The sequence below is a fragment of the Candidatus Terasakiella magnetica genome (assembly GCF_900093605.1).
In the GTDB taxonomy this organism is placed as follows: Bacteria; Pseudomonadota; Alphaproteobacteria; order Rhodospirillales; family Terasakiellaceae; genus Terasakiella; species Terasakiella magnetica.
In genome coordinates, this window is sequence record NZ_FLYE01000004.1 from 61,419 (window position 1) to 84,871 (window position 23,453).

A 23,453-nucleotide genomic window follows, 5' to 3' on the forward strand; every position below is an offset into this window, starting at 1 on the left:
ATTACACCTACGTCAAAAAAAAGAGGCCCCCACTTTCGTGAGGGCAACTTCATTAAATTATGGCTTAACCCAGAACCGGATCAAGTGAGCCATCTTCATAACGGCTTGCCATATCATTCAGGCTAATGGCCTTGATTTTAGAACCCTGACCAGCGCAGTTAAACATTTCGTAGCGCTGAACACATTCTTTTTCCATTGCCGAAATCGCAGGCTTTAAATAATGGCGTGGATCAAAGGCGCCTGGGTCTTCTTGCAAGGCTTTGCGGATCGCACCCGTGATCGCCATACGGTTATCCGTATCAATATTTACTTTGCGCACACCGTTTTTAATGCCCACAACAATTTCTTCAAGCGGCACACCATAAGTCTGCTTCATCTCGCCACCATGGGCATTGATGATATCTTGTAGTTCTTGTGGAACAGAACTTGAACCATGCATGACCAAATGGGTGTTTGGCAATTTTTCATGAATAGCTTTCACAACGTCCATGGCAAGAATATCGCCGTCAGGTTTACGGGTGAATTTATAAGCCCCATGTGAGGTCCCCATGGCGATTGCCAGCGCATCAACCTTTGTTTTTGCAACAAAGTCAGCGGCTTGGTCCGGATCAGTTAAAAGGGCCTCTTTTTCAAGCTTCCCTTCAAAACCATGACCATCTTCTTTTTCGCCTTCACCTGTTTCAAGTGAGCCAAGACAACCTAGTTCACCTTCAACAGAAACACCGATGAGGTGGGCCGCTTTGGTCACATCAGATGTGACCTCAACGTTATACTCATAAGAGGCTGGCGTTTTGCCATCAGCTTCAAGCGAGCCATCCATCATGACAGATGAAAAACCGTTTGCCATGGCGGACATACAGGTGCGCAGCTCATTACCATGATCAAGATGCATACAGACAGGCACATCAGGATACATCTCAACAGCAGCCTGAATAAGGTGTTTCAGCACAATGTCGTTGGCGTATTTACGCGCACCGCGGCTGGCCTGCATAATCACAGGCGAGTCTGTTTTGGACGCTGCTGACATAATCGCCAACATCTGTTCCATATTGTTGATATTAAATGCCGGAAGGCCATAGTCGTTTTCTGCAGCATGATCAAGAAGCTGACGCATTGAAACGAGTGCCATAGGAATTCCTCCAGTTTGTTACTTTTATAGAAGTAAAAGAGGCGACCCTATAAAAGGCCGCCTCTTGGTATTTTTTTAAACGCGTTCTTTAACCGCTTTGATCACGGCCTCAGATGTAATGCCAAAATGCTTATAAAGCTCACCAGCCGGAGCAGATGCACCAAAGCCCGTCATGCCGATAAAGGCACCGTTGGACCCGATATAGCGATCCCAGCCCATTTGCAGGCCGGCTTCAATTGCCACACGTACACCATTGCCCAATGTATCTTGCTTATAATCATCAGACTGTTGTTCAAACAGTTCCCAACACGGCATTGAGACAACCGCAGTTGGTACACCGTCGCCCTGCAACGCATCGCGTGCTGCCATGGCAATTTCAATTTCAGAACCCGTTGCAATCAAGGTTGCTTTGCGCGGGCCATCAGCTTCACGAAGAACATAAGCCCCTTTTGCACAGAGGTTTTCTTCAGAATATTCTGTGCGTACCGCTGGCAGGCCTTGACGTGAAAGCGCCATAACAGACGGTGTCTTTTCAGACTGCAAGGCAATCATCCAACATTCCAGCGTTTCAACCGCATCAGCTGGGCGAAACACATTTGTGTTTGGCATAGCGCGCAAAGAAGCAACTGTTTCAACAGGTTGGTGGGTCGGGCCATCTTCACCCAAACCAATGGAATCATGTGTCAGTACATAGACAACACGTTGTTCCATCAAGGCAGACAAACGCATGGCAGCGCGCATGTAATCAGCAAACACCAAGAACGTCCCGCCGTAAGGCACGAAACCGCCATGAAGGGCCATACCATTCATAAAGGCTGCCATACCAAATTCACGAATGCCGTAATGCATGTAGTTGCCTGTGAAGTCATCAGGTGTAACCGACTTTTGGCTCTCAGCCTTCGTCAGGTTAGAGCCCGTCAAATCAGCAGAACCACCCACCATTTCAGGAATAGCGGCGCAAAGTGCATTTAGGGCCATTTGTGAAGACTGACGTGTTGCCTTTTTCGGCGCATCTTCACAGAGCTGTTTTTTATAGTCATTGGCTGTTGCCAACCAGTTTTCCGGCAAGCCACCATCATTGGTGCGCACGAAGGTTTCTTGTGCATCAAGGTCCAGCTCGTTAAAGCGTTCCTGCCATGCTTCGCGCATTTCAGCGCCACGAGCGCCGGCTTCGCGCCATTTAGTCAAAGTCTTTTCAGGAATTTCAAACGGTGCTGCATCCCAACCAAGCTGTTCGCGCATGGTTGCAATTTCTTCATCACCAAGTGGGGCACCATGTGTTTTATGAGAGCCTTCAAGAGTTGGTGCGCCTTTACCGATTTTGGTTTTACACGCAATCAAAGACGGCTGGTTGCTTTCTTTTGCGTGATCAATCGCAAGCGCAATGGCATCAGGGTCATGACCGTCAATGGCTTGTGTGTGCCAGCCAGAAGCTTCAAAACGCTTAAGCTGATTATCAGAAGCCGCAACATCAAGCTTACCATCAATGGTGATTTCGTTATCGTCCCAGAAAACGATCAGCTTGTTCAAACCAAGGTGGCCTGCTGTTGAAATCGCCTCATGTGAGATGCCTTCCATAAGGCAACCATCACCGGCAATGACGTATGTATAGTGATTGACAACATCTTGACCGTAGCGTGCATTTTGCAGCTTTTCAGCCATCGCCATACCCACAGCCGTGGTAATGCCTTGGCCGAGTGGGCCAGTTGTTGTTTCAATACCCGTGGCATGACCATATTCAGGGTGACCAGCCGTTTTTGCACCAAGCTGGCGGAAGTTGCTGACTTCCTCAATGGTCATATCCTCATAACCTGTGAGATACAGATAGGAATACATCAACATGGAACCATGGCCCGCAGACAGTACGAAACGGTCACGATCAGCCCATTTAGGCTGCTTCGGGTCAAAATTCATATATTTGGTGAACAGAACAGTCGCGACATCTGCCATGCCCATGGGCATACCCGGATGGCCGGATTTGGCTTTCTGAACGGCATCAGCGGAGAGAAAACGAATGGCGTTCGCCATATCCATGTGAGAGGTCATCGTACTTGCGATCCTTTTGATAAAAAGCCCCTTAAAACAGTGCGCGCACACTACCTGAGAGTCTTTTTTTACGCAAGTTCGAAAACGGGCTCAGGGCAAAGCTCTTCATGAGCATATATAATCACACATCTTTTTCCCCATTCTTCGCTCCTTTGAGCGTGAACCACCCCTCTCTAACATATGTTTTAAGGGTATTTTTTCATTCTTTACCTTTTGCTAAGCCATGGATTCTATGCTGAAGGGATAAACTATTGGAAAAAAAACAAAATGCCCCCTGAAATCATCGAATTAAAAGCCACCAAGAAAAACGGGAAAAAAGCCCCTATCCTGTTTATTCATGGTTCCTTCTGTGCGGCCCCCATCTGGCGCCATCGCTTCATGCCGTTTTTTGCAGATCATGGTCATGATTGCTATGCGGTGAATTTAAGCGGTCATGGCCCGCAAAACGACTGGACCCTACATTTATGTGGCTTAAGCGATTTTGTACAAGATGTGATTGACGCTGTTGATCATATTGGTGAGCCCCCAGTTCTGGTCGGTCATTCCCTTGGGGGCATGGTGGTGCAGAAATATATTGAAGACCATGATTGTGCCGGCGCTATTTTGCTTAACTCCCTGCCGCCAAGCGGGGCTTTAAGTTCCATCATGCATATTATGAGTGGTTCGCTTGATCTTTATTGGTCCTTAAACCAAGTCATGATGTTTGGCCCCGATGCCATGAGCTTTGAAATGCTCAAACGCTTGCTCGTTTCTGATGACACCCATCCTGCCTCACTGGCAGAGGCCCATGGCTTGTTCCAGCCTGAATCCCTGCGCGCCATTAACGAAGTGGCCTATCTTGATGTGCCGCGTCGCCGTGCAAAAGAAGGCACCGCCATTGCTGTTATCGGTGGTGACGCCGATGTGATGATCCCGGTTTCCGCCTTAAAAGAAACCGCTGAGTTCCATGAGGCCGATCTAGAAATTATCCCCGGTGCGCCCCATGCGGTTATGCTTGATAAACGCTGGAAAATGGTGGCTGAACGTATTCGCTCTTGGATGCTGCGCTCTACATGACTAAAGAAAAACGTTGGTTTGTCTATGTCTTGCTTAATAAACGTGGGGAAGCCTATACAGGTGTCACCTATGACACCTCACCGACGCGTCGCTTAGAAGAACATAATGGCAAACGTGCAGGCGGGGCAAAATACACCCGCGCACGCGGTCCGTGGGAGCTTATATACGCCGAATGCGGCTTTACTGACCGAAGTGCGGCCCAATCAAGAGAAGCTGCCATTAAGAAAGACCGTGACTTTAAGGCGCGACTAAAGACTACTGGATGCTGGCCTGCGCCCGCATAACGTCAGGTTAAAGCCTCATCCAGATCGCGGATAATATCATCGGCAGTTTCTAGACCAATGGAGAGGCGCAAGACATCTGGTCCGGCCCCACAAGCAATTTGCTGTTCTTCGCTCAGTTGGCGATGTGTGGTGCTGGCGGGATGGATGATCAGGCTGCGGGTATCACCGATATTGGCGAGATGGGAAATCAGATTGACCGTTTCCACCACTTTTACACCTGCCTCAAAGCCGCCTTTCACTCCAAAGGTAAAGACAGAGCCCGGCCCCTTGGGCATATATTTTTGTGCCAGATCATAATAAGGACTGTCTTTCAATCCAGCATATGACACCCAACTCACAGCAGGGTGGCCTTGTAAAAAGGCGGCTACCTTATGGGCATTTTCCACATGACGTTCCATGCGCAAATGCAAGGTTTCCATACCCGTGATGGTGTTGAAAGCATTGGTTGGGCTCATGGCGGGGCCAAAATCGCGCAAACCCACGCAGCGGGTTTTCATGCAATAGCCAAAATCACCAAAGGTTTCAGCAAAGCTCAGCCCATGATAGGCCGGATCGGCCTCCACCATGGAAGGGTACTTGCCCAGTTTGGCCCAATCGATCTTACCGGATTCCACAATCGCCCCGCCCATCGAAGTCCCATGACCGCCTAAAAACTTGGTGGTGGAATGGGTGATGATGTCTGCACCATGTTCAAACGGGCGAAACAGGATCGGCGTTGCCATGGTGTTATCCACCACCATGACCATATTATTTTCATGGGCGAGATCAGCCAGCGCCTGCGTATCTAAAATAATGCCGCCCGGGTTTGCCAAGGGCTCAATAAAAAGCGCTTTATGTTCTGGCTTGATGGCGGCTTTCACCGCTTCAAGGTCTGTGGCATCGACAAAATCAACTTCCCAGCCCAAGCGTTTAAAGCTCACCCCAAACTGGGTGATGGACCCGCCATATAAGTTTTTTGAGGCAAGAAAACGATCGCCTGGTTCCAACAGGGAAAAGAACGCCAGAAACTGTGCGGAATGACCCGAGGCACAACATACCCCTGCACGCCCGCCTTCTAAATTTGCAATGCGTTCTTCAAGTACAGAAACCGTCGGGTTTGTCAGGCGCGAATAGATAAAACCAAATGTTTGCAGGTTAAATAGGTCGGCAGCATGATCTACATCATCAAACACATAAGACGTGGTTTGATAAATGGGTGTATTGCGCGCCCCTGTGGTCGCATCGGGGCGACTTCCGGCATGGATAGTTCGGGTTTCAAGGCCGTACTCTTTGGGTTTGTCGCTCATTTCAGCCTCTTTGAAGATATAATACCCGAATTAATGCCCGACCAACTGAGCTCACCAAACAGGCGGCCATATTCAATCTTGGGGCAACGATCCATCACCACTTTTAAGCCTGCACTCTTGGCCTTGGCGGCTGCCTCATCATGGCGCACAGAAAGCTGCATCCAGATGACTTTGATGTTTTTTTCATCTTTTAAAGCCATGGCTTCATGCGTAATCACGGCTGCGGCTTCAGAATTTCTGAAGATATCCACCATGTGATAGTCAAAAGGAATATCGCTCAAAGAACCATAGACCGTCTCACCCAGGATTTCTTGGCCCGCAAGACCGGGGTTCACAGGCACGATGCGAAACCCTTTGCCCTGAAGATACTTCATAACAAAGTTGCTCGGTCTATTCCATTTGGCAGAGGCCCCGACCATGGCAATGACACGCACCTCTTTTAAGATCGATTTCAGCCAGTCATCGCCATAGATCAGTTCACTCATAAAGATTATCCCTTATTTGCCTTTCCATTCTGGCATAGGCTGTTTGGCAATAAAGGCATCCACGCCCGCTTGGGCATCTTCAGTCAACATATTACAGGTCATGGTATCGCCTGCCATATCATAAGCGACCTGCTTGGCAGCTTCGATCTGTTTATAAAACAACTGCTTGCCAAAGGCGATGGAGACCGCAGGTTTTGAGGCAATTTTCAAAGCCATTTCCATCACGGTTTCATCCAGCTTATCCGCTGTGACAACCTTGTTGATCAAGCCATATTGCAATGCAGTTTGCGCATCAATGAAATCACCTGTCACCAGCATTTCAAACGCTTGCTTTGCCGGCATATTACGCGTAAGCGCGACCATTGGCGTGGAACAGAACAAGCCCACATTAATGCCCGATGTGGCAAAACGTGCTTCTTCAACTGCAACGGCGAGATCACAGGTGGCAACCAATTGGCAACCTGCTGCTGTGGCAATACCGTGGATGCGCGCAATAACGGGCTGTGGGATAGAGGTGATTTTCTGCATCACTTGGGAGCATTTCCCAAACAGAGCCTGCATAGCCAAACGACTGGTATCAGCGCGCATTTCTTTGAGGTCGTGACCGGCGCAAAATGCCTTGCCTTCACCAGCCATCACCACACAACGAACGGATTTATCATCGCCAATGCGGGTAAATTCTTCCAACAAGGCGTCCAAAACGGCCATAGACAAAGCATTGAATTTTTTCGGGCGGTTTAGCATCACGGTCGCCACACCATCTTTATCCGTGCGGGTGATAAGTTGTTCGTTTTGTGTTTCAGCCACTGCGCTCATGTTAGTTTACTCCCTGAATAATGTTGTTCTATAAATTAGCACTCACAATATATGAAATTGACGTTTACGTAAACGTCATATACGCTCTTTATCACATTATACAAAATAAAAGGTCTGACAGGTATGGCAAAAATTACACAAGAAGATTTCGATCATATTATTGAAACCGAATTGCCATGGGCCCAAGAGATCGGCATGAAAACCGACAAAGTGGGCGATGGTGAAGCCATTTTGCGCCTGCCTTTTAATGACAATATGTTGCGCCCGGGCGGCACCGTTTCTGGCCCCACCATGATGGCACTCGCCGATGCCTGCATGTATGCGGTGATCCTATCTGCCATTGGTAAGGTCAAGCTCGCGGTTACGACCAGTTTTAACATCAACTTTATGCATCGCCCGGCACCTGGTGATTTAATGGCAGAGGGACGCATCTTAAAACTCGGCAAACGCCTTGCCGTCATGGAAGTGACCTTACATAGCGATGGTCATGATGAACCTGTCGCCCATGCCACAGGGACTTATTCCATCCCACCGCGATCCTAAGAGCTTGTCTCATAAACGTGAAAATCGAGAAAATTAATTTAGCAATGCTCTAGCATCCTGAATGGCTATAGATTATTGTCCCAAACCATCAATGGTTTCGGATTAACTTGCTTGCCCTTAAAAAAAGGATTCTTAAACAATGGAACTAAACGGTAAAATCGTCGAATTACTCCCAGAAAAATCAGGGCAGTCTGCTAAAGGTACATGGCGCAAGCAAGAGTATATTCTTGAAACTGAAGGCCAATATCCTAAGAAGATTTGTTTCATGGTCTGGGGCGATAAAATTGATGATTTTGCCCTTAAGCAAGGCGATCAGGTTGCGGTCTCAATTGATATTGAAAGCCGTGAATATAATGGACGTTGGTATACAGATATCAAAGCATGGCAGGTAAAAAGAGGCGAGCAACAGGATAATTACCAGTCAGCCCCTGCCTCTAACTCTGGTCCTGTAGATTTTAGCACAGACCAATCTTATAATTCATCCCCTCTAGATGATGAAATCCCGTTCTAAGGGCCTGCACCGCGCGCTCTTTTCTTAAGGCTTCGACATTGAAGAATAAGTTTGCTATACTCACCCTTCCATTTTGAAAGGTTAAGCTCATGAGTATTCCCGGAATAGGTGCCTATGGCGTTGGTATGATGCAAAATCTACAGCAACAAACGGCCTCGGCTGCACAAGTCAAAATGGCTGTGGAAACCAACACGCAAGTAGCCGAAATGATGAGTGGTCAAGCCACTGAACAAGCAAAAGTCGCCGCCACACAAGCGACCTCTGCCCATAAAATCGACATTCTGGCTTAAAACTATTTAGTACCGAATAAACGGTCCCCCGCATCGCCCAGACCCGGCACGATATAGGCTTTCTCATTTAGGTGAGAATCAAGGGAGGCCACATAGACCTTCACATCAGGATGAGTTTCTCCAAAGAGCTTCATGCCCTCTGGTGCGCCAACCAGCACGAGCATACGGATATCTTCATCCTTCACCCCTGCTTTATTCAGCACATCACAGGCATAGGCCGCCGAATGCCCCGTTGCCAACATAGGGTCACACACAATAAAGGTGCGCCCCTCGACCTCTGGCAATTTTACCAAATATTCCACAGGCTTCTTGGTTTCTTCATCCCGATAAAGCCCCACATGGCCCACACGGGCAGAAGGCATCAATTCCAACAAGCCATCGCTCATGCCTTGGCCTGCGCGCAAAATCGGCACAACTGCAATTTTGCGCCCTTCTAAAACAGGGGCATCTACAATGGTGGTAATCGGCGTTTCAATCTCTTTAGAGGTTAAAGGCAGATCATGGGTAATTTCATACCCCATCAGTAAAGAGATTTCATTTAACAGCGCACGAAAGCTCTTGGTCGAGGTTTCCTTATTTCGCATATGACTTAACTTATGCTGGATAAGCGGGTGGTCAACCACATAAAGATTACGAAAATCAGGATGTTTGAACATGATAAACCCCGCCTAATTGGTCAAATACCTATTGCAGTCATATCATTCTTTTGTCTTTAAATACATTTATTGATGCCCAGACCCGGTAAAAAAGGCTATCAAAAGACATGTCAGATATAGGTACAATCATTTTACCGGTTTTTGCCCTGATCGCCTTGGGCTACCTTATGGTTAAACGCGGCCTTTTTAGCCAAAGCGGTGTGGATGATCTCACCCGTTTTATCTTCTATCTCGCCGTCCCGGCCCTTTTATTTCGCACCTCCGCCAGTGGGGTGATGACGCAAAAACTTGAGCTTTCCATCCTAGCCGCTTTTTTCGGTATGGGTGTTTTCATCCTGTTTGGCTGTTATTTCCTCATGCGCAAGATCGGTCATGAGCGCAGCGTTGTGGTGGGGATCAGTGCGTGTTTTTCAAACCTTGCCCTAATCGCCCTACCCATTGTGCAAACCGCCTATCCCCCAGAAGCGCTTGTGCCCTTGATGACCCTCATCACCTTTAATGCCATGGTACTTTTTACCCTGCCCTGCATTATGATTGAGACTGGGCGCAACCCCAATGCCAGTATTCTCGCCATCTTCACAGGCGCAATCAAAACCGTGCTGAGCAACCCTTTGGTCATTGCACTGGTTTCTGGCTGGATCTTTTCTGAAACCGGCAGCGAGCTCCCCCAAGTGATTGATCGCATCACTGAGCTTTTAAGCAAAGCAGCTGCGCCTTGTGCCCTATTTGCCGTAGGTGGTGGCATGGCGCGCTATTCCTTACGTCTTGAAGAAACCAAGGCCCCAGTTCTTTTGGTTACCTTTGCAAAGCTTATCCTCATGCCCGCGGGGGTCTGGCTGATCTGCACCTATATAGTGGGAACCTCCCCTTTATGGACCATGATTGCCACCTTGGGTGCGGCCATGCCCACAGGCGCCAACCCGTTTGTTTTTGCCACGCGTTATGGTGTGGGGGATCGAATCGCAGGCAATGCCATCTTATTAAGTACAGCTTTATCACTGATTACGCTCAGTGCCTTCTTGCTGATCTTCCCCTCGCCTTGACACTCTGAGCCGAACTAAAGTTAGCTAACACCTTGTTTTTATTAATTTTCAACGCCCGCCCAAAGCACTTTATTTTCTGCGGGATACAGAAAAGGTATTATAATACCGCATTTTTAATATGCTGATTTTAAACGTTTTTTAGGTGTTGACTTACACTCAGAAATAAACATAATGCGGCTTCCTTTTGAAAGGGTGATTCTATTGCCTTTTTGAAAACCGTATTTAATCCGTATGCAAGTGGACTGACATGAAAACTTACACTGCAAAGCCGAGCGAAATTGAACGCAAATGGTTCGTGATCGACGCTGAAGAGGTTGTTCTGGGTCGTTTGGCGGCAATCGTCTCGCAATATCTGCGCGGCAAGCACAAGCCGACTTACACGCCAAACATCGACACTGGTGACAACATCGTTATCATCAATGCTGATAAAGTAAAACTGACAGGCAAAAAACGCTCTGACAAAATTTACTACTGGCACACTGGCCACCCGGGCGGTATCAAGCAACGTACAGCAGAACAAATTCTGGATGGTGACCACCCAGAACGCGTGATCGAAAAAGCTGTTCAGCGCATGATCACACGCAGCCCATTAGGTCGCGAGCAAATGAGAAAGCTGCACGTTTATGCTGGTACTGAACACCCGCATGAAGCACAAAAGCCGGAAGTACTCGACGTTGCTTCCATGAATGATAAAAACAAACGGAGCGCATAATCATGGCTGAAGAAAAGAAGACTTTGGAAGACCTCGCAGAAGTGACTGCGACTGGTTCTGAAGCTCCGGCAGCTGAAGCTGCTGCTCCTGTTGAGCCTAAAATCGACGCTCAAGGCCGTGCATACGGTACAGGCCGTCGTAAAAACGCCATCGCACGTGTATGGGTTAAGCCAGGTTCTGGTAAAATCTCTGTAAACGGTCGCGATGTTGCTGAATACTTCGCACGTCCAGTTCTTCAAATGATCCTGAACCAGGTCTTTGAAGTAACAGAACGTGAAGGTCAGTTTGACGTTGTTGCAACAGTTACTGGTGGCGGCCTTTCTGGTCAAGCCGGTGCGGTTCGCCACGGCCTCTCTCGTGCCTTGAACAACTTCGAGCCAACTTTGCGCCCTGCGCTTAAAGCTGCTGGCTTCCTTACTCGTGACTCTCGCGTTGTTGAACGTAAGAAATACGGTAAAGCAAAAGCTCGTCGTTCTTTCCAGTTCTCCAAGCGTTAATCTTTATACGATTACTGCTTGTCCGAACATACGGATACAAAGAAGCCGCTTCTTTTGGGAGGCGGCTTTTTTTGTCTTTGCTCTTTCTCTTTACTTAAAACAGACAGCTCTTGGCATATTCAGTAGCCTCATTTGCTGTCCAGTCGCCTTTTGGCTTTTCTTTAAGCATCTGACACCAATCTTTAGAACCGACTTCCGGTGAACAAGCTGAAAGAAAGACCATGCTAGAAGCTAAAAAAAGGCCAAGGAATAGGTATTTTTCAAGTTTTTTCATCATATAGCTGCTTAAAAGGAATTATTATTTCCCTTTACCCTTATTCATTTTCTTCATTTCTTTTCGCGCTTCACGCTCTTTTTCTCTTTGCTCTTTGCGGGCTTCTCTTTCTTCTTTTTGATATTCGCGCTCTTCTTCTTCGCGATCCTTGCGCGCTTCGCGTTCAGCTTCCTCGCTCATTTTGCGCATTTCTTTACCCTTGCCCTTACCTTTGCCATGACCATCTGCCATAACATGTGTAGACACAACAGATAACGCAGCAGCGCCAAATAGGGATTTCACGAATAGGCGACGATTCATTTTTTTCATTTCAGGGACCTTTCCAACAATCTATACAAATGAGTATTACATAATGACAGCTATGAAAATAGACCCAAAAATCAAAACCAGAAACGCCCTGATGGAAAAACTGTATGAAGTGATTTCATCTCGCCTGAGCACAATTTCTGATTATGAAACAGCCTGTCACAGCCTCACCACCCTATTGCCCAAACATGCACAAATCACATCTGATGAACAAGCAACTGAAATCACCATCCACATAGGTGATGCTATTTTGTGCCAAATCCAGCTCTATCCAAGTGAAGAGAACAGCTATTATCTATGCCTCACTCCTCCTGAAACAGATGAGCAGCTAAAAGAACAGATCGCTGCCACCACACATCTCATTTCTACCCTTGAATAAAAACCTCAAACCCTTTCATAGCCATTAGTAGCTAGCATATGAAAGGACCATCAAATGCGTATTGAACAGGCAACAAATTCTGATCGTGATGAGCTCATCAAACTTCACTATTTTTATGGGGAGACTTTTCCCTTTGTGCCCAAGAGTAGAAAACAAGGCGAAATACAATGGATGGATTATTATTTAGATAATCAGGGCGAATTCCTCGCCATCTTTGTCGCAAGAGACAGCACAGAAATAAAAGGCAATATCTGGATTGGTCGCCAACGAGAACCAGAATGGAGCCACAAGGCAGGTTTTGGCATTGTTGTAAGCCCGGACATGCATCAACAAGGCATTGGATCACGCTTACTTGAACAAGCTGAAAGCTGGGCGCAAGATCAAAACTGTCATTCAATATCAGTAGATGTTGTCAGTATTCATCAACAAGCACTTAGCTTCTTTAAGAAGCACGGCTATGACATTGAAGCGACCAGAAAAGAAAGCTATTTACAAGAGACCACATTCTTTGATGAACATATCATGACAAAATTTTTATGATTATTGTGTGAAGTTATAACGTTTCAGGTACATATCATAAATTTCTTCATATTCACCATTATCGCGTATTTCCTTCAACGCCTTGTTAAAAGGAGCGCACAAGCTTGCATCTTTAAAGGCCATACGTGTGGAGATTTGAGGAAAGAGCATGTGGTAATCAAAATCAGCCGGAGAAGCCCCCACATTTGCCGGGTCTTGAAGAGCATTCAGGAAAATAAACAGGTCCCCAACACTCACATCAACCCGTTTTGTGATCAGCATACGTGCTTGCGATGCCTGCACCTTGGTTTCAAAATACTTTTCATCACTTAGATGCTTTGAATATTTTTCACCAAAAAAACCCCGTGCGCCTTCAAAAGAAATGATTGTTTGTCCGGAAAGGTCTACCAGTTCATTCAATTTTAAATTTGAGGATTTGCGTGTAATCGCAACATCACTAAAACGGAAAAGCTCGTCTGTTCGACACCCATCTGCATCAACAGAATCAAAGATATTGGCAACCGCATCAACTTTACCCACCTCGTAAAGATTCCAGCGAACCTTATTGGTCAAACCAAATCTGAAAGACGGTTGTAACTCGGGGATTTTGCGAAAAGTTGCCCGGATTAAATCAGTGAAAATACCGGAATCTTGTTTAGAAATAAAATATGGTTCAATACTACCCATCGCGATTGAGATATCGCGCGCTTGTAGCGTATTCATGCTTAAAAATAACATGCAAATTGATACAATAAGAGAACGCAAAGTTTTCCACCACAGATTACATATACTCTAAACTAGCTTCATTATATGCCAATTATCATAGATTGCACGCGTAAATTATGAATACCAAAATACAAAAGCACTCTCCTTACAAAGGTGAGTGCTTTTCAAACAGATTATGAACTTCGACTTTAGGTAAGGCGAATATCAGTCGCTTCGCCATACCCGCCTTGGATCAGCATTTTTGCATGACTGATCATGCCTTCACGCTCATTTTGGCAGATGAAAAAAGTAAATTTTCCACGATTTTCTGTGTATGAAACGAAATTATGGATACCGTATTTCACTAAGAATTTTTGTTCTGAACTCATTTTTCTCTCACTTGTTTCACGCGATCATCTTCATTGTGAAACTCTTTTGCTAAACTTTCTAATGAGCAAGACCATAGCGCCCAAAAGTTATCATTCACCTAAAGAAAAATGAAAGTTTTATGTCAATTCACGCCCTAGCTTTTTTTTGCTGGGCGCGTTAGTTCATTTAAGTGGTGGATCACATGAACAGAGGCACGTTGCACCTGTGAAATTTCAGCCAAAGCCCCTTCCACATCGCCTCTTTTATATTTACGCGCAGCTTCAATACCGTGTTTATGCACTAAAATATGTGGGTCCTCGATATCTTTAAAGGCTTTAAGTGACTTAACCCGCTTATCATCACAGGCATAATACCATTTCCCTAAACGACAACAGGTATGATCTGCCAACTCATCTGGGTTAAGGCTTTCACGCCCGACAACCATGGCGGCAAGGCGTTTTTTCCAGATAATATGATCCGATTTCGCCAGATGAAGTGCTTTTTTAGGCAGTTTTAATTCTGCAATATCATTAATCTGGGTCGCCAGATGCTTTTCTGCCCCATCCATGGAATCCAGCACCGTATATGTCGCATCCTGAATTTGCTTGGTCATTCCGGCAACTTCAGTAATGCCTTTGGCAATTTCACGCGCGGCTTGTTTTTGCTGGCCGACCGTTTCTGAAATATCAGCGCTTCTTTGGGTTAAATCCATAATGGATTTAACAATTTCCTGCATAGAGCCCTTTGACATGCTGATGATGTCATGCCCGTTTTTAACCGTCTTATCACTGCTATCCAAGGCTTCAATGATGGACCCAATTTCATTTCGAAAGTTTGTGATATTGCGTTGAATATCTTTCGTTGCTTCACGCGTACGTTCAGCCAAGTTACGTATTTCTGTTGCAACAACACCAAAACCTTTACCAGCCTCGCCTGCACGTGCAGCCTCAGTTGCCGCATTGAGTGCCAAAAGGTTTGTCTGAAAGGCAATTTCAGAAATCAGATCAACAACCTGCCCAATGTCACGCGATGACTCGCTTAAAGAATCACTTCGTTCAGCAACACCACGCATGGAGGTTTCAATATCCGTCATGGCATCATCAGCAGAGGAGGCATGTTCCTCACCCTGGCGAGCAAGCTTTTTAACATCATTGGCAAGCTTTGATGTTTCTGTCGCCTGAGCCGCAATCGTATCAACAGAGACAGACATTTCTTCCGTTGCAGAGGCCATGCCTTGGGCGTTTTTATCCGTCACAGACGTTGCCCGGCTTAAGTTTGCCGCTGCAATAACCGCCTCATTCAGCTCCATAGATATCGCCACAGTGCGCTTCATCTGGCTTGATGATAAACGTCCAATATCTACGGCAAGTTTACGAACGGCTTGGCCGATTTGATCATCACCCTTGGGCACATCAATAAAGGCGCCTTGGCCAATTACATCCAATAAAGCAACGATTTCTTGCACGCGCTCTGGGGGAAGCCAACCTTGTTTGATTAATTCTTCACTCATTGGGATACCTGAATAAGGGCTTGGTTAATACATTTGAAGTGGTCGAGGATAATGCTTCTCAATCAAGAAGTACAATCCTAAATGCAAAAGTAACACCACATTCCCGCATTTTTTTTAAGACGAGATTATCGCCCCAAAGCCAAAGAAAATATGTTACAAATATTAGAAATCAAAAACATAAAAACTCTCTAATGTTACTTCAGATAAAGAGGCCCCAATGAAAGCCGTTCATTTTTCAATCACTCTATTTGCTTCGCTTTTTTTGATAGCGCTTAATCTTAACGCCGCTGATGTTCCCAAAAAAGAAACTGCCCTGACTAAATCCGGCCTTTATGTCACAGCTCTTGAGGCCTATGACATTTTACAAAAAGACCAAAAAGCCTTACTCATTGATGTGCGTGACCCGGTTGAAATTATGTTTACCGGCTGGACCAATGATACCGACATCCACGTTCCTTTTCGCATTGTGGACCGCACACGGGTCACCGGAAAATCTTTTGAATTCCCTTTGAATGAAACTTTCATGGAAGAAGTTGAAGAGAAACTCGCTGAATATGGTGCAAATAAATCAACCACCTTGCTGTTTATGTGCCGATCTGGCTCCACCCGCAGTGCCCCTGCTGCCAGCATGTTTTTTGAGTTGGGCTACAAAAACTCATACACCATTGTAGATGGGTTTGAAGGCGGCAAATTAAAAGAAGGCAACTCCATGGGTGTGCGCGCAAAAAATGGCTGGCGCAATTCAGGCCTGCCTTGGACATACACATTAGATAGCAACAAGCTTTATACGGTCTTTGATTAGGCCTAAACTCATAAAAAGGCTGGATTTCCTGACCAAAAATGATAAATATGGCAGCAAGACCGATCCTTTTATGAAAGAAAGAGCCATGCGACGATACACACAAACAGTGATTTAATGTACTGAACGGGTGTATGGACTCTTGAAATGAGGACCCGTTCGGGTCCTTTTTTATTTTGAAATCGAGAAAAGATAATGAACAAAATCAAAGCAGCCATTGTTGGTGCCAGCGGATATACAGGTGCAGAACTGGTGCGCCTTTTGATCAACCATCCCCATGTGGATATTGCCGCCATGACGGCTGACCGTAAAGCCGGGATGCGCATGGCTGATGTTTTCCCGCATCTGGGCGGGCTTGAACTGCCAGACCTTATCAAGATGGATGAAGTCGATTGGTCTCACATTGATGTATGTTTTTGCTGCCTGCCCCATGGCACGACACAGCAATTCATCGCTTCACTGCCGCAAAATGTCCGCATTGTCGATTTGTCTGCAGACTTCCGCCTGAAAGACATTGAAGAATATGCAAAATGGTATGGTGATGAACACCGCGCACCCGAGCTTCAAAAAGAAGCTGTCTATGGCTTGAGCGAGCTGAAACGTGACGAGATTGCCAAGGCACGCCTTGTCGCAAACCCGGGATGTTATCCAACCTCAGCCCAACTGCCGCTGATCCCGCTTTTAAAAGAAGGTAAAATCAGCACAGATGGTATCATCATTGATTCAAAATCTGGCACCACTGGGGCCGGACGTGCGCCAAAAGAAGGCACACTGTTTTGTGAAGTTTCTGATGCGATTAATGCCTATGGTGTGGGCACCCACCGTCATGGCCCTGAAATTGAACAGGGTTTGAGCGAAGCTGCGGGTAAAGACGTTATCGTGAGCTTTACACCGCATTTAATGCCCATGAACCGTGGTATTCTTTCCACCATCTATGTCAGCCTTGAAAAGGGTGCAAGCGTTGATGATCTGCGCAGCACGTTGGATCAATCTTATGCAAATGATCCCTTCGTGCGTGTTGTTGAAGAAGGCAACAGCCCAGCCACACGCCATGTGCGCGGGTCCAACTATTGCCTTATCGGTGTGTTTGCTGATCGCGCCCCCGGTCGTGCCATCATTGTTTGTGTAGAAGATAATGTGGTTAAAGGGGCCTCGGGCCAAGCCGTGCAGAATATGAACATCATGTTCGGCTTTGATGAGATATCAGGCCTCACCCAACAACCGATGTTCCCTTAAAAAAATAAAAGGCGGATCAAAAAAACTGATCCGCCTTTCTTTATGTCTTTAGCACGCGCTACCAAGTTCACAATCACTACTATTATATGTTTCTTCATAATAGGGATTAGCCAGATAATAAGTGGCATTTCGATAGAAATCGTCAAAAGGTGCGCTTCCTGCCATCAACTTGCCCTGTAGTGATGTGGCACTGACAAAACCATATTCCGTATCATCATAGCAAAAGGTCAGTGCTGCGCGTGTGGCGGGGCCTTTGTCAAAATCAATCCCTTCTTTGGGAAGATCACAAGCATAACTACTATAAACGTCGTGACCATGATCTAGAATCACAACAATACGCGTGCCTTTTTGTGGGTCTTTATCCAATAATCGCATGGGTACAGGTGGACCTTCATGATGCCCATCCATCGCCTGCACGATAGATTTCTTGAGCATGTGATCATCGGTTCCATAAACCACCACGTCCAAATGCCCTTCAGTAGCGGCCCCCGCAATCCATCCCTCAACCCCGAAATGTTGTTGCGTGCGCATCATTGAATGGGAAAAACACCCGCTAAGCACAACTGAACAACAAAGCAGGGCTGCACTATGAAAAACCTTCATCACGCAACCTCCTCTTGGCAAAAAGATTAAACGTCTAAATCTTCTACAAATTTAGCACGTTCCTGAATAAACTGGAAGCGATGCTCCGGCTTTTTACCCATCAGGCGTGTCACTAAATCTTTTGTTTCGCCCGCAGCTTCAATGTCTTCATCACTATGACCATGAGGTACTGTTACGCGCAGTAAGGTGCGGTTTTTCGGGTCCATAGTAGTTTCTTTAAGCTGCCTTGGTGGCATCTCACCCAAGCCCTTAAATCGGCTGATATCAACTTTTTTGCCTTTAAATTCTTTTTCCATGATCTCATCTTTTTCAAGATCATCCATGGCATAAATACTTTTTGAACCCGTCGCCAAGCGATATAGCGGAGGCTGGGCAAGATACAGGCGGCCTGATTCAACAAGACCCGGCATTTCTTGATAGAAAAAGGTCATCAAGAGGGAGGCGATATGAGCCCCATCCACATCCGCATCTGTCATGATGATAATTTTCTCATAACGCAGATCATCAAGCTCGAAACTTTCACGTGTACCACAGCCAAGCGCTTCCCCCATATCACTGAGTTCTTTATTGGCGTTGATCTGATCAATAGAGGCCGAACATACATTTAGAACTTTACCACGCAAGGGCAGGATGGCTTGGTTCTCACGGTTGCGCGCCTGTTTGGCAGAGCCCCCCGCAGAATCACCCTCCACCAAAAAGATTTCAGTGCCATCAGAAACAGAACGCGTACAATCGGTTAACTTCCCCGGCAGGCGCAAGCGTTTGGTTGCTGATTGGCGTTTCATCTGTTTTGCATTTTTCTTGCGCAAACGAATATCAGCACGCTCAATCAAATATTCAACAAGCTGGGTACCAATCTCGGGGTTACCCGCCAACCAATGGTCAAAATTATCCCGAATGGCTGTTTCAATCAGTTTTGCAGCTTCTTGGGTACCAAGTTTTTCCTTGGTCTGGCCTTGGAATTGTGGGTCGCGAATAAAGGCTGACAACATAATACAGGCGCCATTAATCACATCATCCGCTGTAATTTTGGAAGCCCCCTTATTGTTAATCAGCTCCCCATAAGCGCGTATACCCTTGGTCAGTGCTGTTCGAAACCCCTGTTCGTGGGTGCCGCCAAGAGGCGTTGGAACTGTATTACAATAGGAATTAAAGAAAGCTTCTTCATCTTCAGGCCAAGCAATCGCCCATTCAACTTTGCCCTGTTCATCAGGAAACTTTATATCACCAGCAAAAGGCTCATCGGTTTTAACTTCGCGCCCCTCAAGAACATTATTGAGGTAATCAGATAGGCCTCCGGGGAAATGCAACACGCCTTGAGCAGGCGTTTTATCGCCATCTTTGATCAGGCTTTCATCGCATTTCCAGCGAATTTCCACCCCCTTAAACAAATAAGCTTTCGAACGCGCCATCTTATAAAGCAGGGCAGGTTTAAACTGTAAACGGGGGCCAAAAATTTCAACATCAGGATGAAAGCAGATCGTCGTGCCACGGCGATTATTGACCTGACCCTCGTTTTTCAACGGGCCTTCAGGAAGACCACGGCTAAAGGATTGACGCCAAAGGGTGCGATCACGCGCAACCTCCACAATCAAACTGTCAGAAAGGGCATTTACAACAGACATGCCCACACCGTGTAAACCACCAGAAGTCTGATAGGCCTTACCGGAAAACTTACCACCGGAGTGCAATGTGGTTAAAATCACCTCAAGGGCAGACTTGTCTTTAAACTTTGGGTGTGGATCAACCGGAATACCCCGACCGTTATCACGAACAGTGATACAGCCTTCAACATCGAGCTCCAATTCAATGCGACTGGCATGTCCAGCGACCGCCTCATCCATGGAGTTATCCAGAATCTCTGCCACCAAATGATGATAGGCACGCTCGTCAGTACCACCAATATACATACCGGGGCGTTTGCGAACAGGTTCTAAGCCTTCAAGGACTTCAATGTCCTGTGCTGTATAATCACCCTCTGTTTTAGGTGTCTCGTCTTCAAATAAGTCCATAGCCAATTTTAGTGCCCGCCTGTCGTCTTAAAAATTTTGTGCCCGATGATAGGAAGGATGGACCTTTCAGGCAAGCATGATATTGTCATAAACAATAGATTTCCTTCACACAAGATAAACGGAGCCAATAATGAGTAAACAAGAAGTAGGCCCATCAGGAAAACCAGCGATCAGAACCCTTGCTATGCCCGGTGATGCCAATCCAAATGGTGATATTTTTGGCGGTTGGGTCATGTCGCAAATGGATATTGCAGGCGGGGTCACTGCTGCTTGGCGCGCCCAAGGGCGTGTCGCAACCGTTGGCGTGGAAGCCATGTCATTTCTTAAACCCGTCAGTGTCGGCGATGTCGTATGTGTCTATACAGATATCGTGCGCGAAGGCAATACCTCCATGGCGATCATGGTTGAGCTTTGGGTCTTGCGCCAAAGCGGCCTCATACGTGAGAAAGTCACAGAAGGAATTTTCACTTTTGTAGCCATTGATGATAATGGCACCAAACGCTCCCTTCCCCCTGTGCCGGATGCGTCACTTTCTCTAAGTTAAGCAAAAAAATGGTGAGGCGATAATGAGGTCAGGGCAGTAACCTTCAATGGGGATTATCATCGCCTCACCCGGCAAGAAACTTTTTTACTGCAAACGTGTTGTTGCAGGGCGCACACCATTTGAAAAACGCCCTGTCGTTTGCTTTAAGGATTGCCAGCTTACAGGCTCATCAACAGGCGAGACCGCGCGGCGCACAGGCTTTAACAATTCATTCTTTGAATAGCGTTTTAAAATGCGGGCTTCACCCAATTCACGATACGACATCAAACTTATTCCTGTTTTGTTCTTATTGTAAAATTCACAGAATGAAAGACCACATATAACCAGCAGCGAAAATACTGCCTAAAGCCAAAAACTCTTTTGCAAAGGTTGGGATATACATTTTCTACTCTCCTAACTGGCGACTCGTTAAATAGAACATTAATAGAACATCTCCGCCCTGTCAACACATGTTCTTAAAATGTTCTATTTTATTTTTATTGCAACTGGCGAAGCAATGTCGCAGCATATGAAAAAACAGGGAAATATCTGGAATGACAGAACAAAAAGAAGAGATCCCCAAGTTCACACCTGCAGAACTTGGCGCCCTTGCCCACTTGTATCGCGGCGAGGTCTATCGCTCTACAACATGGCGAACGCGACTTGATAACACAACAAACTGGGCGGTCGTCACCACAGGGATTGCCTTTTCAATTACCTTTAGCGGGGTCAACTCTTCGCCCTTGCCGCTTGTTCTGGTCGGACTTCTTGTGATTGTGTTCTTACTGTTTGAAGCGAGGCGTTATCGTTATTTCAATGTCTGGCGCGCACGTGCACGCCATATTGAAACAGAACTTTATGCCCCCATGCTTTTAGGCGATGATTATGAGCGCAATGGCGACTGGCACAAAATTCTTGCCAATGACTACGTCAACCCAAAACACCATATCAGCCTCTTGCGTGCCACAGGGCGGCGTTTAAGACGAAGCTATGCCTGGTTACTGGCTATTCAGGCCATTGCCTATTACGGCAAACTTGCCATCCACCCAGCCCCTATGACAACAATTGCTGAGTTATTTGAGCGCGCCTCAATCGGCCCCATTGCGGGGGAATTTGTCATTTTTCTACATGCCATGTTCCATGTTACATGGGTCACGGTTGCAATTGGCACACTTTATCATGACAAAGTATCGCGCCTACAGCGTCGCTATAAAGGGGTGGGCATGGGTTAACACCCTAACCGTATCTTATCATTATATTTATGTGGGATAAAAGTGGGGGTCTCTGTTGCTAGGTACCCCCGGACCCCACCTATAAAGACTCACCTTCATAGGAATTGAATTTGGTCAAGCGACTGCGTTACGCAGCAGCTGCAACCGGAGCCATACGATTGTCGTTGGCATTTGTAAAGTTTTGCACCGATACGGTGGTAGCTCACCGAGCGCAACACTACATCTTTACTACCGCTGTCGATCCTATTTCGCCCCCATCACAAACTGATCATTATAAACCTGATCAGCTTATGGTGGAGGCGCCGGGTACCGCCCCCGGGTCCAGTCAGCTTATTCCATGTACGCCTCTAGCGCCGTAGTCCGCCGCTAAGCGGACACCTAAGAGATACGCATGAAACAGACAAAGGTCAAGGAAACTAAACATAAAAAAAGCCTGCCGATATGTTCGACAGGCTTTTTTAAGCAATCTGTTTTGTAAAAAGGCGCTCTTAGCGGCCCATGACCAAATCACCAAGGAAGAACAACCAAACCAACATGAAGACACCAATACCCATTGTCAAAAACGGGAACCAGTCACCCATGATTTTTTCATTGATAAATTCTGACATTTCTAAAACTCCTAGGTCATTTGTTTGCAAGCGCGTTCTTATTTCGCATACGCAGCATAATGTCAAGAATTAGAATTAGAGAAATTATAAACTTAGGAATAAGAATCAAAAAAACCCGCTGAAAACAGCAGGCTTTTTTAAATGGCGAGAGTGACGAGACTCGAACTCGCGGCCTTCGGCGTGACAGGCCGACGCTCTAACCAACTGAGCTACACCCCCACAATGGGAAACAATATATTATCTGTCACCATAATATACTGAATGGTTATTTTCAAAAAAGAAGTGGCGAGAGTGACGAGACTCGAACTCGCGGCCTTCGGCGTGACAGGCCGACGCTCTAACCAACTGAGCTACACCCCCTTCTTCTTCTTTGTACACCTCGTCAAACCCTTGATGAAGGAGTGGTGGAGGGAGTTGGATTCGAACCAACGTAGGCGTAGCCAGCGGATTTACAGTCCGCCCCTTTTAGCCACTCAGGCATCCCTCCACGGGACCTTCAACACACGATTTGTCTCGGTGTGGGGCGGGTTATAACAGCGCCCTAAACCCCTTGCAATAGGATTTTTCATTTTTTTTACACATTCTTTGCAAACACCTGTTCAAACAAGGCTTTCAAACCGCATAAACGCCCCACCCCTAGGGAGTTTTACGTAATACCACTGAACAGCTCAACTCTACAAATACACAGATCACGAAACAAAGTGCCTTATGATAGTATTCAAGTAATACCACGGTTAGAAAAACACCAGAAAATGGAGATTCGCCAATGGATGCCGCAGCAGTAATGGACATTTATGACGAAGCCTTTGACGAAGCAATCGCAAGAGGCATTGCCGACTGTGAAGCCACAAGAGAAGCAAAAACGGCCGCAGCCATGATGCTTGCAGCCATGGATGGCCTTGAAGATATGGCCGCCTATGATCAAGTGGAACAAGTTGTTCAGTCAAACATGCTCAACTAAGTGCAATTACAAGAATAATAAAAATACCAGTTTTGGGATAACGATGAACCGATCAGACACATA

General features: G+C 46.4%; 29 protein-coding genes, 3 tRNA genes and 1 other RNA gene. 15 read left to right on the plus strand and 18 right to left on the minus strand.

The genetic code is table 11. The features are described 5' to 3' along the window. Window positions 1–64: 64 nt before the first annotated feature. Together fba and tkt are read right to left on the minus strand one after the other, a co-directional pair. Window positions 65–1,129, minus strand: a complete 1,065-nt coding sequence (gene fba, locus MTBPR1_RS04950; protein ID WP_069186460.1) for a class II fructose-bisphosphate aldolase — start codon at window positions 1,127–1,129, stop codon at window positions 65–67. Window positions 1,130–1,204: 75 nt separating this feature from the next. After that, window positions 1,205–3,175, minus strand: coding sequence for a transketolase (gene tkt / locus MTBPR1_RS04955; RefSeq protein ID WP_069186461.1), 1,971 nt, complete (start codon window positions 3,173–3,175; stop codon window positions 1,205–1,207). 267 nt (window positions 3,176–3,442) lie between these two features. Between tkt and MTBPR1_RS04960 the strand changes: the two genes are divergently transcribed. Next, complete coding sequence (locus MTBPR1_RS04960; protein WP_069186462.1) at window positions 3,443–4,231, plus strand: alpha/beta hydrolase; 789 nt, start codon at window positions 3,443–3,445, stop codon at window positions 4,229–4,231. Next, the gene (locus tag MTBPR1_RS04965; RefSeq protein ID WP_069186463.1) at window positions 4,228–4,515 is read left to right on the plus strand and encodes a GIY-YIG nuclease family protein; all 288 of its coding nucleotides are present in this window, start codon (window positions 4,228–4,230) and stop codon (window positions 4,513–4,515) included. The genes MTBPR1_RS04960 and MTBPR1_RS04965 overlap by 4 nt, the downstream gene beginning before the upstream one ends. A 2-nt stretch (window positions 4,516–4,517) precedes the next feature. On the opposite strand, the gene MTBPR1_RS04970 is transcribed toward MTBPR1_RS04965, so the two are convergent. Genes MTBPR1_RS04970 through MTBPR1_RS04980 form a run of 3 tightly spaced genes read right to left on the minus strand, consistent with a single transcriptional unit; the run spans window position 4,518 to window position 7,102 of the window. Further along, window positions 4,518–5,801 carry an O-acetylhomoserine aminocarboxypropyltransferase gene (locus tag MTBPR1_RS04970; protein ID WP_069186464.1) on the minus strand — a complete coding sequence of 428 codons (1,284 nt, stop codon included), beginning with the start codon at window positions 5,799–5,801 and terminating at the stop codon, window positions 4,518–4,520. After that, entirely contained in the window at window positions 5,798–6,286 is a 489-nt protein-coding gene (locus tag MTBPR1_RS18075; RefSeq protein ID WP_069186465.1) for a CoA-binding protein, read from the minus strand. Before MTBPR1_RS18075 ends, MTBPR1_RS04970 begins: the two co-directional genes overlap by 4 nt. A gap of 12 nt (window positions 6,287–6,298) precedes the next feature. Continuing rightward, window positions 6,299–7,102 carry an enoyl-CoA hydratase gene (locus MTBPR1_RS04980; RefSeq protein WP_069186466.1) on the minus strand — a complete coding sequence of 268 codons (804 nt, stop codon included), beginning with the start codon at window positions 7,100–7,102 and terminating at the stop codon, window positions 6,299–6,301. 123 nt (window positions 7,103–7,225) lie between these two features. Here MTBPR1_RS04980 and MTBPR1_RS04985 point away from each other — a divergent pair, with 123 nt between their 5' ends. From MTBPR1_RS04985 to MTBPR1_RS04995, 3 genes are all read left to right on the plus strand, one after another. Further along, on the plus strand, window positions 7,226–7,645 hold the full coding sequence (locus MTBPR1_RS04985) for a PaaI family thioesterase (protein ID WP_069186467.1): 420 nt from the start codon (window positions 7,226–7,228) through the stop codon (window positions 7,643–7,645). A 139-nt stretch (window positions 7,646–7,784) separates the two neighbouring features. Then, window positions 7,785–8,156 (plus strand): DUF3127 domain-containing protein, encoded by a 372-nt coding sequence (locus MTBPR1_RS04990; RefSeq protein WP_069186468.1) that lies wholly within the window; start codon window positions 7,785–7,787, stop codon window positions 8,154–8,156. 89 nt (window positions 8,157–8,245) lie between these two features. Next, entirely contained in the window at window positions 8,246–8,446 is a 201-nt protein-coding gene (locus MTBPR1_RS04995) for a hypothetical protein (RefSeq protein ID WP_069186469.1), read from the plus strand. A gap of 2 nt (window positions 8,447–8,448) precedes the next feature. Here the strand turns inward: MTBPR1_RS04995 and upp are convergent, their stop codons facing one another. Further along, a complete protein-coding gene (gene upp, locus MTBPR1_RS05000; RefSeq protein WP_069186470.1) occupies window positions 8,449–9,102 on the minus strand; it encodes a uracil phosphoribosyltransferase in 654 nt (217 codons plus the stop codon). Window positions 9,103–9,209: 107 nt separating this feature from the next. Between upp and MTBPR1_RS05005 the strand changes: the two genes are divergently transcribed. The 3 genes from MTBPR1_RS05005 to rpsI all read left to right on the plus strand — a co-directional run bounded on the left by MTBPR1_RS05005 (window position 9,210) and on the right by rpsI (window position 11,354). Continuing rightward, entirely contained in the window at window positions 9,210–10,145 is a 936-nt protein-coding gene (locus MTBPR1_RS05005; RefSeq protein ID WP_069186471.1) for an AEC family transporter, read from the plus strand. A 247-nt stretch (window positions 10,146–10,392) separates the two neighbouring features. Continuing rightward, window positions 10,393–10,857: a 50S ribosomal protein L13 gene (gene rplM, locus MTBPR1_RS05010; RefSeq protein WP_069186472.1), complete on the plus strand. Its 465-nt coding sequence runs from the start codon at window positions 10,393–10,395 to the stop codon at window positions 10,855–10,857. A 2-nt stretch (window positions 10,858–10,859) separates the two neighbouring features. Continuing rightward, window positions 10,860–11,354 carry a 30S ribosomal protein S9 gene (gene rpsI / locus MTBPR1_RS05015; protein ID WP_069186473.1) on the plus strand — a complete coding sequence of 165 codons (495 nt, stop codon included), beginning with the start codon at window positions 10,860–10,862 and terminating at the stop codon, window positions 11,352–11,354. 94 nt (window positions 11,355–11,448) lie between these two features. Here rpsI and MTBPR1_RS05020 read toward each other — a convergent pair whose 3' ends face one another. Together MTBPR1_RS05020 and MTBPR1_RS05025 are read right to left on the minus strand one after the other, a co-directional pair. Continuing rightward, window positions 11,449–11,631, minus strand: coding sequence for a DUF3012 domain-containing protein (locus MTBPR1_RS05020; RefSeq protein WP_240492861.1), 183 nt, complete (start codon window positions 11,629–11,631; stop codon window positions 11,449–11,451). 21 nt (window positions 11,632–11,652) lie between these two features. Continuing rightward, window positions 11,653–11,937, minus strand: a complete 285-nt coding sequence (locus tag MTBPR1_RS05025; protein WP_069186474.1) for a hypothetical protein — start codon at window positions 11,935–11,937, stop codon at window positions 11,653–11,655. Between the two features lie 43 nt (window positions 11,938–11,980). Here MTBPR1_RS05025 and MTBPR1_RS05030 point away from each other — a divergent pair, with 43 nt between their 5' ends. Then, complete coding sequence (locus tag MTBPR1_RS05030) at window positions 11,981–12,313, plus strand: hypothetical protein (protein ID WP_069186475.1); 333 nt, start codon at window positions 11,981–11,983, stop codon at window positions 12,311–12,313. 54 nt (window positions 12,314–12,367) lie between these two features. Continuing rightward, on the plus strand, window positions 12,368–12,853 hold the full coding sequence (locus MTBPR1_RS05035; protein ID WP_069186476.1) for a GNAT family N-acetyltransferase: 486 nt from the start codon (window positions 12,368–12,370) through the stop codon (window positions 12,851–12,853). Here MTBPR1_RS05035 and MTBPR1_RS05040 read toward each other — a convergent pair whose 3' ends face one another. The 3 genes from MTBPR1_RS05040 to MTBPR1_RS05050 all read right to left on the minus strand — a co-directional run bounded on the left by MTBPR1_RS05040 (window position 12,854) and on the right by MTBPR1_RS05050 (window position 15,416). Next, a complete protein-coding gene (locus MTBPR1_RS05040; RefSeq protein ID WP_165602615.1) occupies window positions 12,854–13,555 on the minus strand; it encodes a substrate-binding periplasmic protein in 702 nt (233 codons plus the stop codon). A 191-nt stretch (window positions 13,556–13,746) separates the two neighbouring features. Continuing rightward, complete coding sequence (locus MTBPR1_RS05045; protein WP_069186478.1) at window positions 13,747–13,926, minus strand: hypothetical protein; 180 nt, start codon at window positions 13,924–13,926, stop codon at window positions 13,747–13,749. A 134-nt stretch (window positions 13,927–14,060) separates the two neighbouring features. Next, complete coding sequence (locus MTBPR1_RS05050) at window positions 14,061–15,416, minus strand: methyl-accepting chemotaxis protein (protein ID WP_069186479.1); 1,356 nt, start codon at window positions 15,414–15,416, stop codon at window positions 14,061–14,063. A gap of 217 nt (window positions 15,417–15,633) precedes the next feature. On the opposite strand from MTBPR1_RS05050, the gene MTBPR1_RS05055 reads away from it, so the two are divergent. After that, window positions 15,634–16,218 (plus strand): rhodanese-like domain-containing protein, encoded by a 585-nt coding sequence (locus MTBPR1_RS05055; protein ID WP_069186480.1) that lies wholly within the window; start codon window positions 15,634–15,636, stop codon window positions 16,216–16,218. Between the two features lie 189 nt (window positions 16,219–16,407). Beyond that, complete coding sequence (gene argC / locus MTBPR1_RS05060; RefSeq protein ID WP_205631209.1) at window positions 16,408–17,451, plus strand: N-acetyl-gamma-glutamyl-phosphate reductase; 1,044 nt, start codon at window positions 16,408–16,410, stop codon at window positions 17,449–17,451. A 48-nt stretch (window positions 17,452–17,499) separates the two neighbouring features. On the opposite strand, the gene MTBPR1_RS05065 is transcribed toward argC, so the two are convergent. Both MTBPR1_RS05065 and parE read right to left on the minus strand, forming a co-directional pair. Further along, window positions 17,500–18,054, minus strand: coding sequence for a hypothetical protein (locus tag MTBPR1_RS05065; protein WP_069186482.1), 555 nt, complete (start codon window positions 18,052–18,054; stop codon window positions 17,500–17,502). A gap of 26 nt (window positions 18,055–18,080) precedes the next feature. Further along, window positions 18,081–20,066, minus strand: coding sequence for a DNA topoisomerase IV subunit B (parE, locus tag MTBPR1_RS05070; protein WP_069186483.1), 1,986 nt, complete (start codon window positions 20,064–20,066; stop codon window positions 18,081–18,083). A 130-nt stretch (window positions 20,067–20,196) separates the two neighbouring features. On the opposite strand from parE, the gene MTBPR1_RS05075 reads away from it, so the two are divergent. Further along, window positions 20,197–20,610 carry an acyl-CoA thioesterase gene (locus tag MTBPR1_RS05075; RefSeq protein WP_069186484.1) on the plus strand — a complete coding sequence of 138 codons (414 nt, stop codon included), beginning with the start codon at window positions 20,197–20,199 and terminating at the stop codon, window positions 20,608–20,610. An 84-nt stretch (window positions 20,611–20,694) separates the two neighbouring features. On the opposite strand, the gene MTBPR1_RS05080 is transcribed toward MTBPR1_RS05075, so the two are convergent. Beyond that, entirely contained in the window at window positions 20,695–20,874 is a 180-nt protein-coding gene (locus tag MTBPR1_RS05080; RefSeq protein WP_069186485.1) for a hypothetical protein, read from the minus strand. A gap of 269 nt (window positions 20,875–21,143) precedes the next feature. Between MTBPR1_RS05080 and MTBPR1_RS05085 the strand changes: the two genes are divergently transcribed. Then, a complete protein-coding gene (locus tag MTBPR1_RS05085; protein ID WP_069186486.1) occupies window positions 21,144–21,821 on the plus strand; it encodes a DUF2270 domain-containing protein in 678 nt (225 codons plus the stop codon). 41 nt (window positions 21,822–21,862) lie between these two features. Here the strand turns inward: MTBPR1_RS05085 and ssrA are convergent. The 4 genes from ssrA to MTBPR1_RS05105 form a co-directional block, all read right to left on the minus strand. Beyond that, window positions 21,863–22,236: a transfer-messenger RNA gene (gene ssrA, locus MTBPR1_RS05090) on the minus strand. A 335-nt stretch (window positions 22,237–22,571) separates the two neighbouring features. Next, a tRNA-Asp gene (locus MTBPR1_RS05095) sits at window positions 22,572–22,648 on the minus strand. A gap of 64 nt (window positions 22,649–22,712) precedes the next feature. Next, window positions 22,713–22,789 (minus strand) — tRNA-Asp (locus tag MTBPR1_RS05100). 42 nt (window positions 22,790–22,831) lie between these two features. Beyond that, window positions 22,832–22,916 (minus strand) — tRNA-Tyr (locus tag MTBPR1_RS05105). Window positions 22,917–23,195: 279 nt separating this feature from the next. Between MTBPR1_RS05105 and MTBPR1_RS05110 the strand changes: the two genes are divergently transcribed. Beyond that, window positions 23,196–23,390 carry a hypothetical protein gene (locus MTBPR1_RS05110; RefSeq protein WP_069186487.1) on the plus strand — a complete coding sequence of 65 codons (195 nt, stop codon included), beginning with the start codon at window positions 23,196–23,198 and terminating at the stop codon, window positions 23,388–23,390. The last annotated feature ends 63 nt before the right edge of the window (window positions 23,391–23,453 follow it).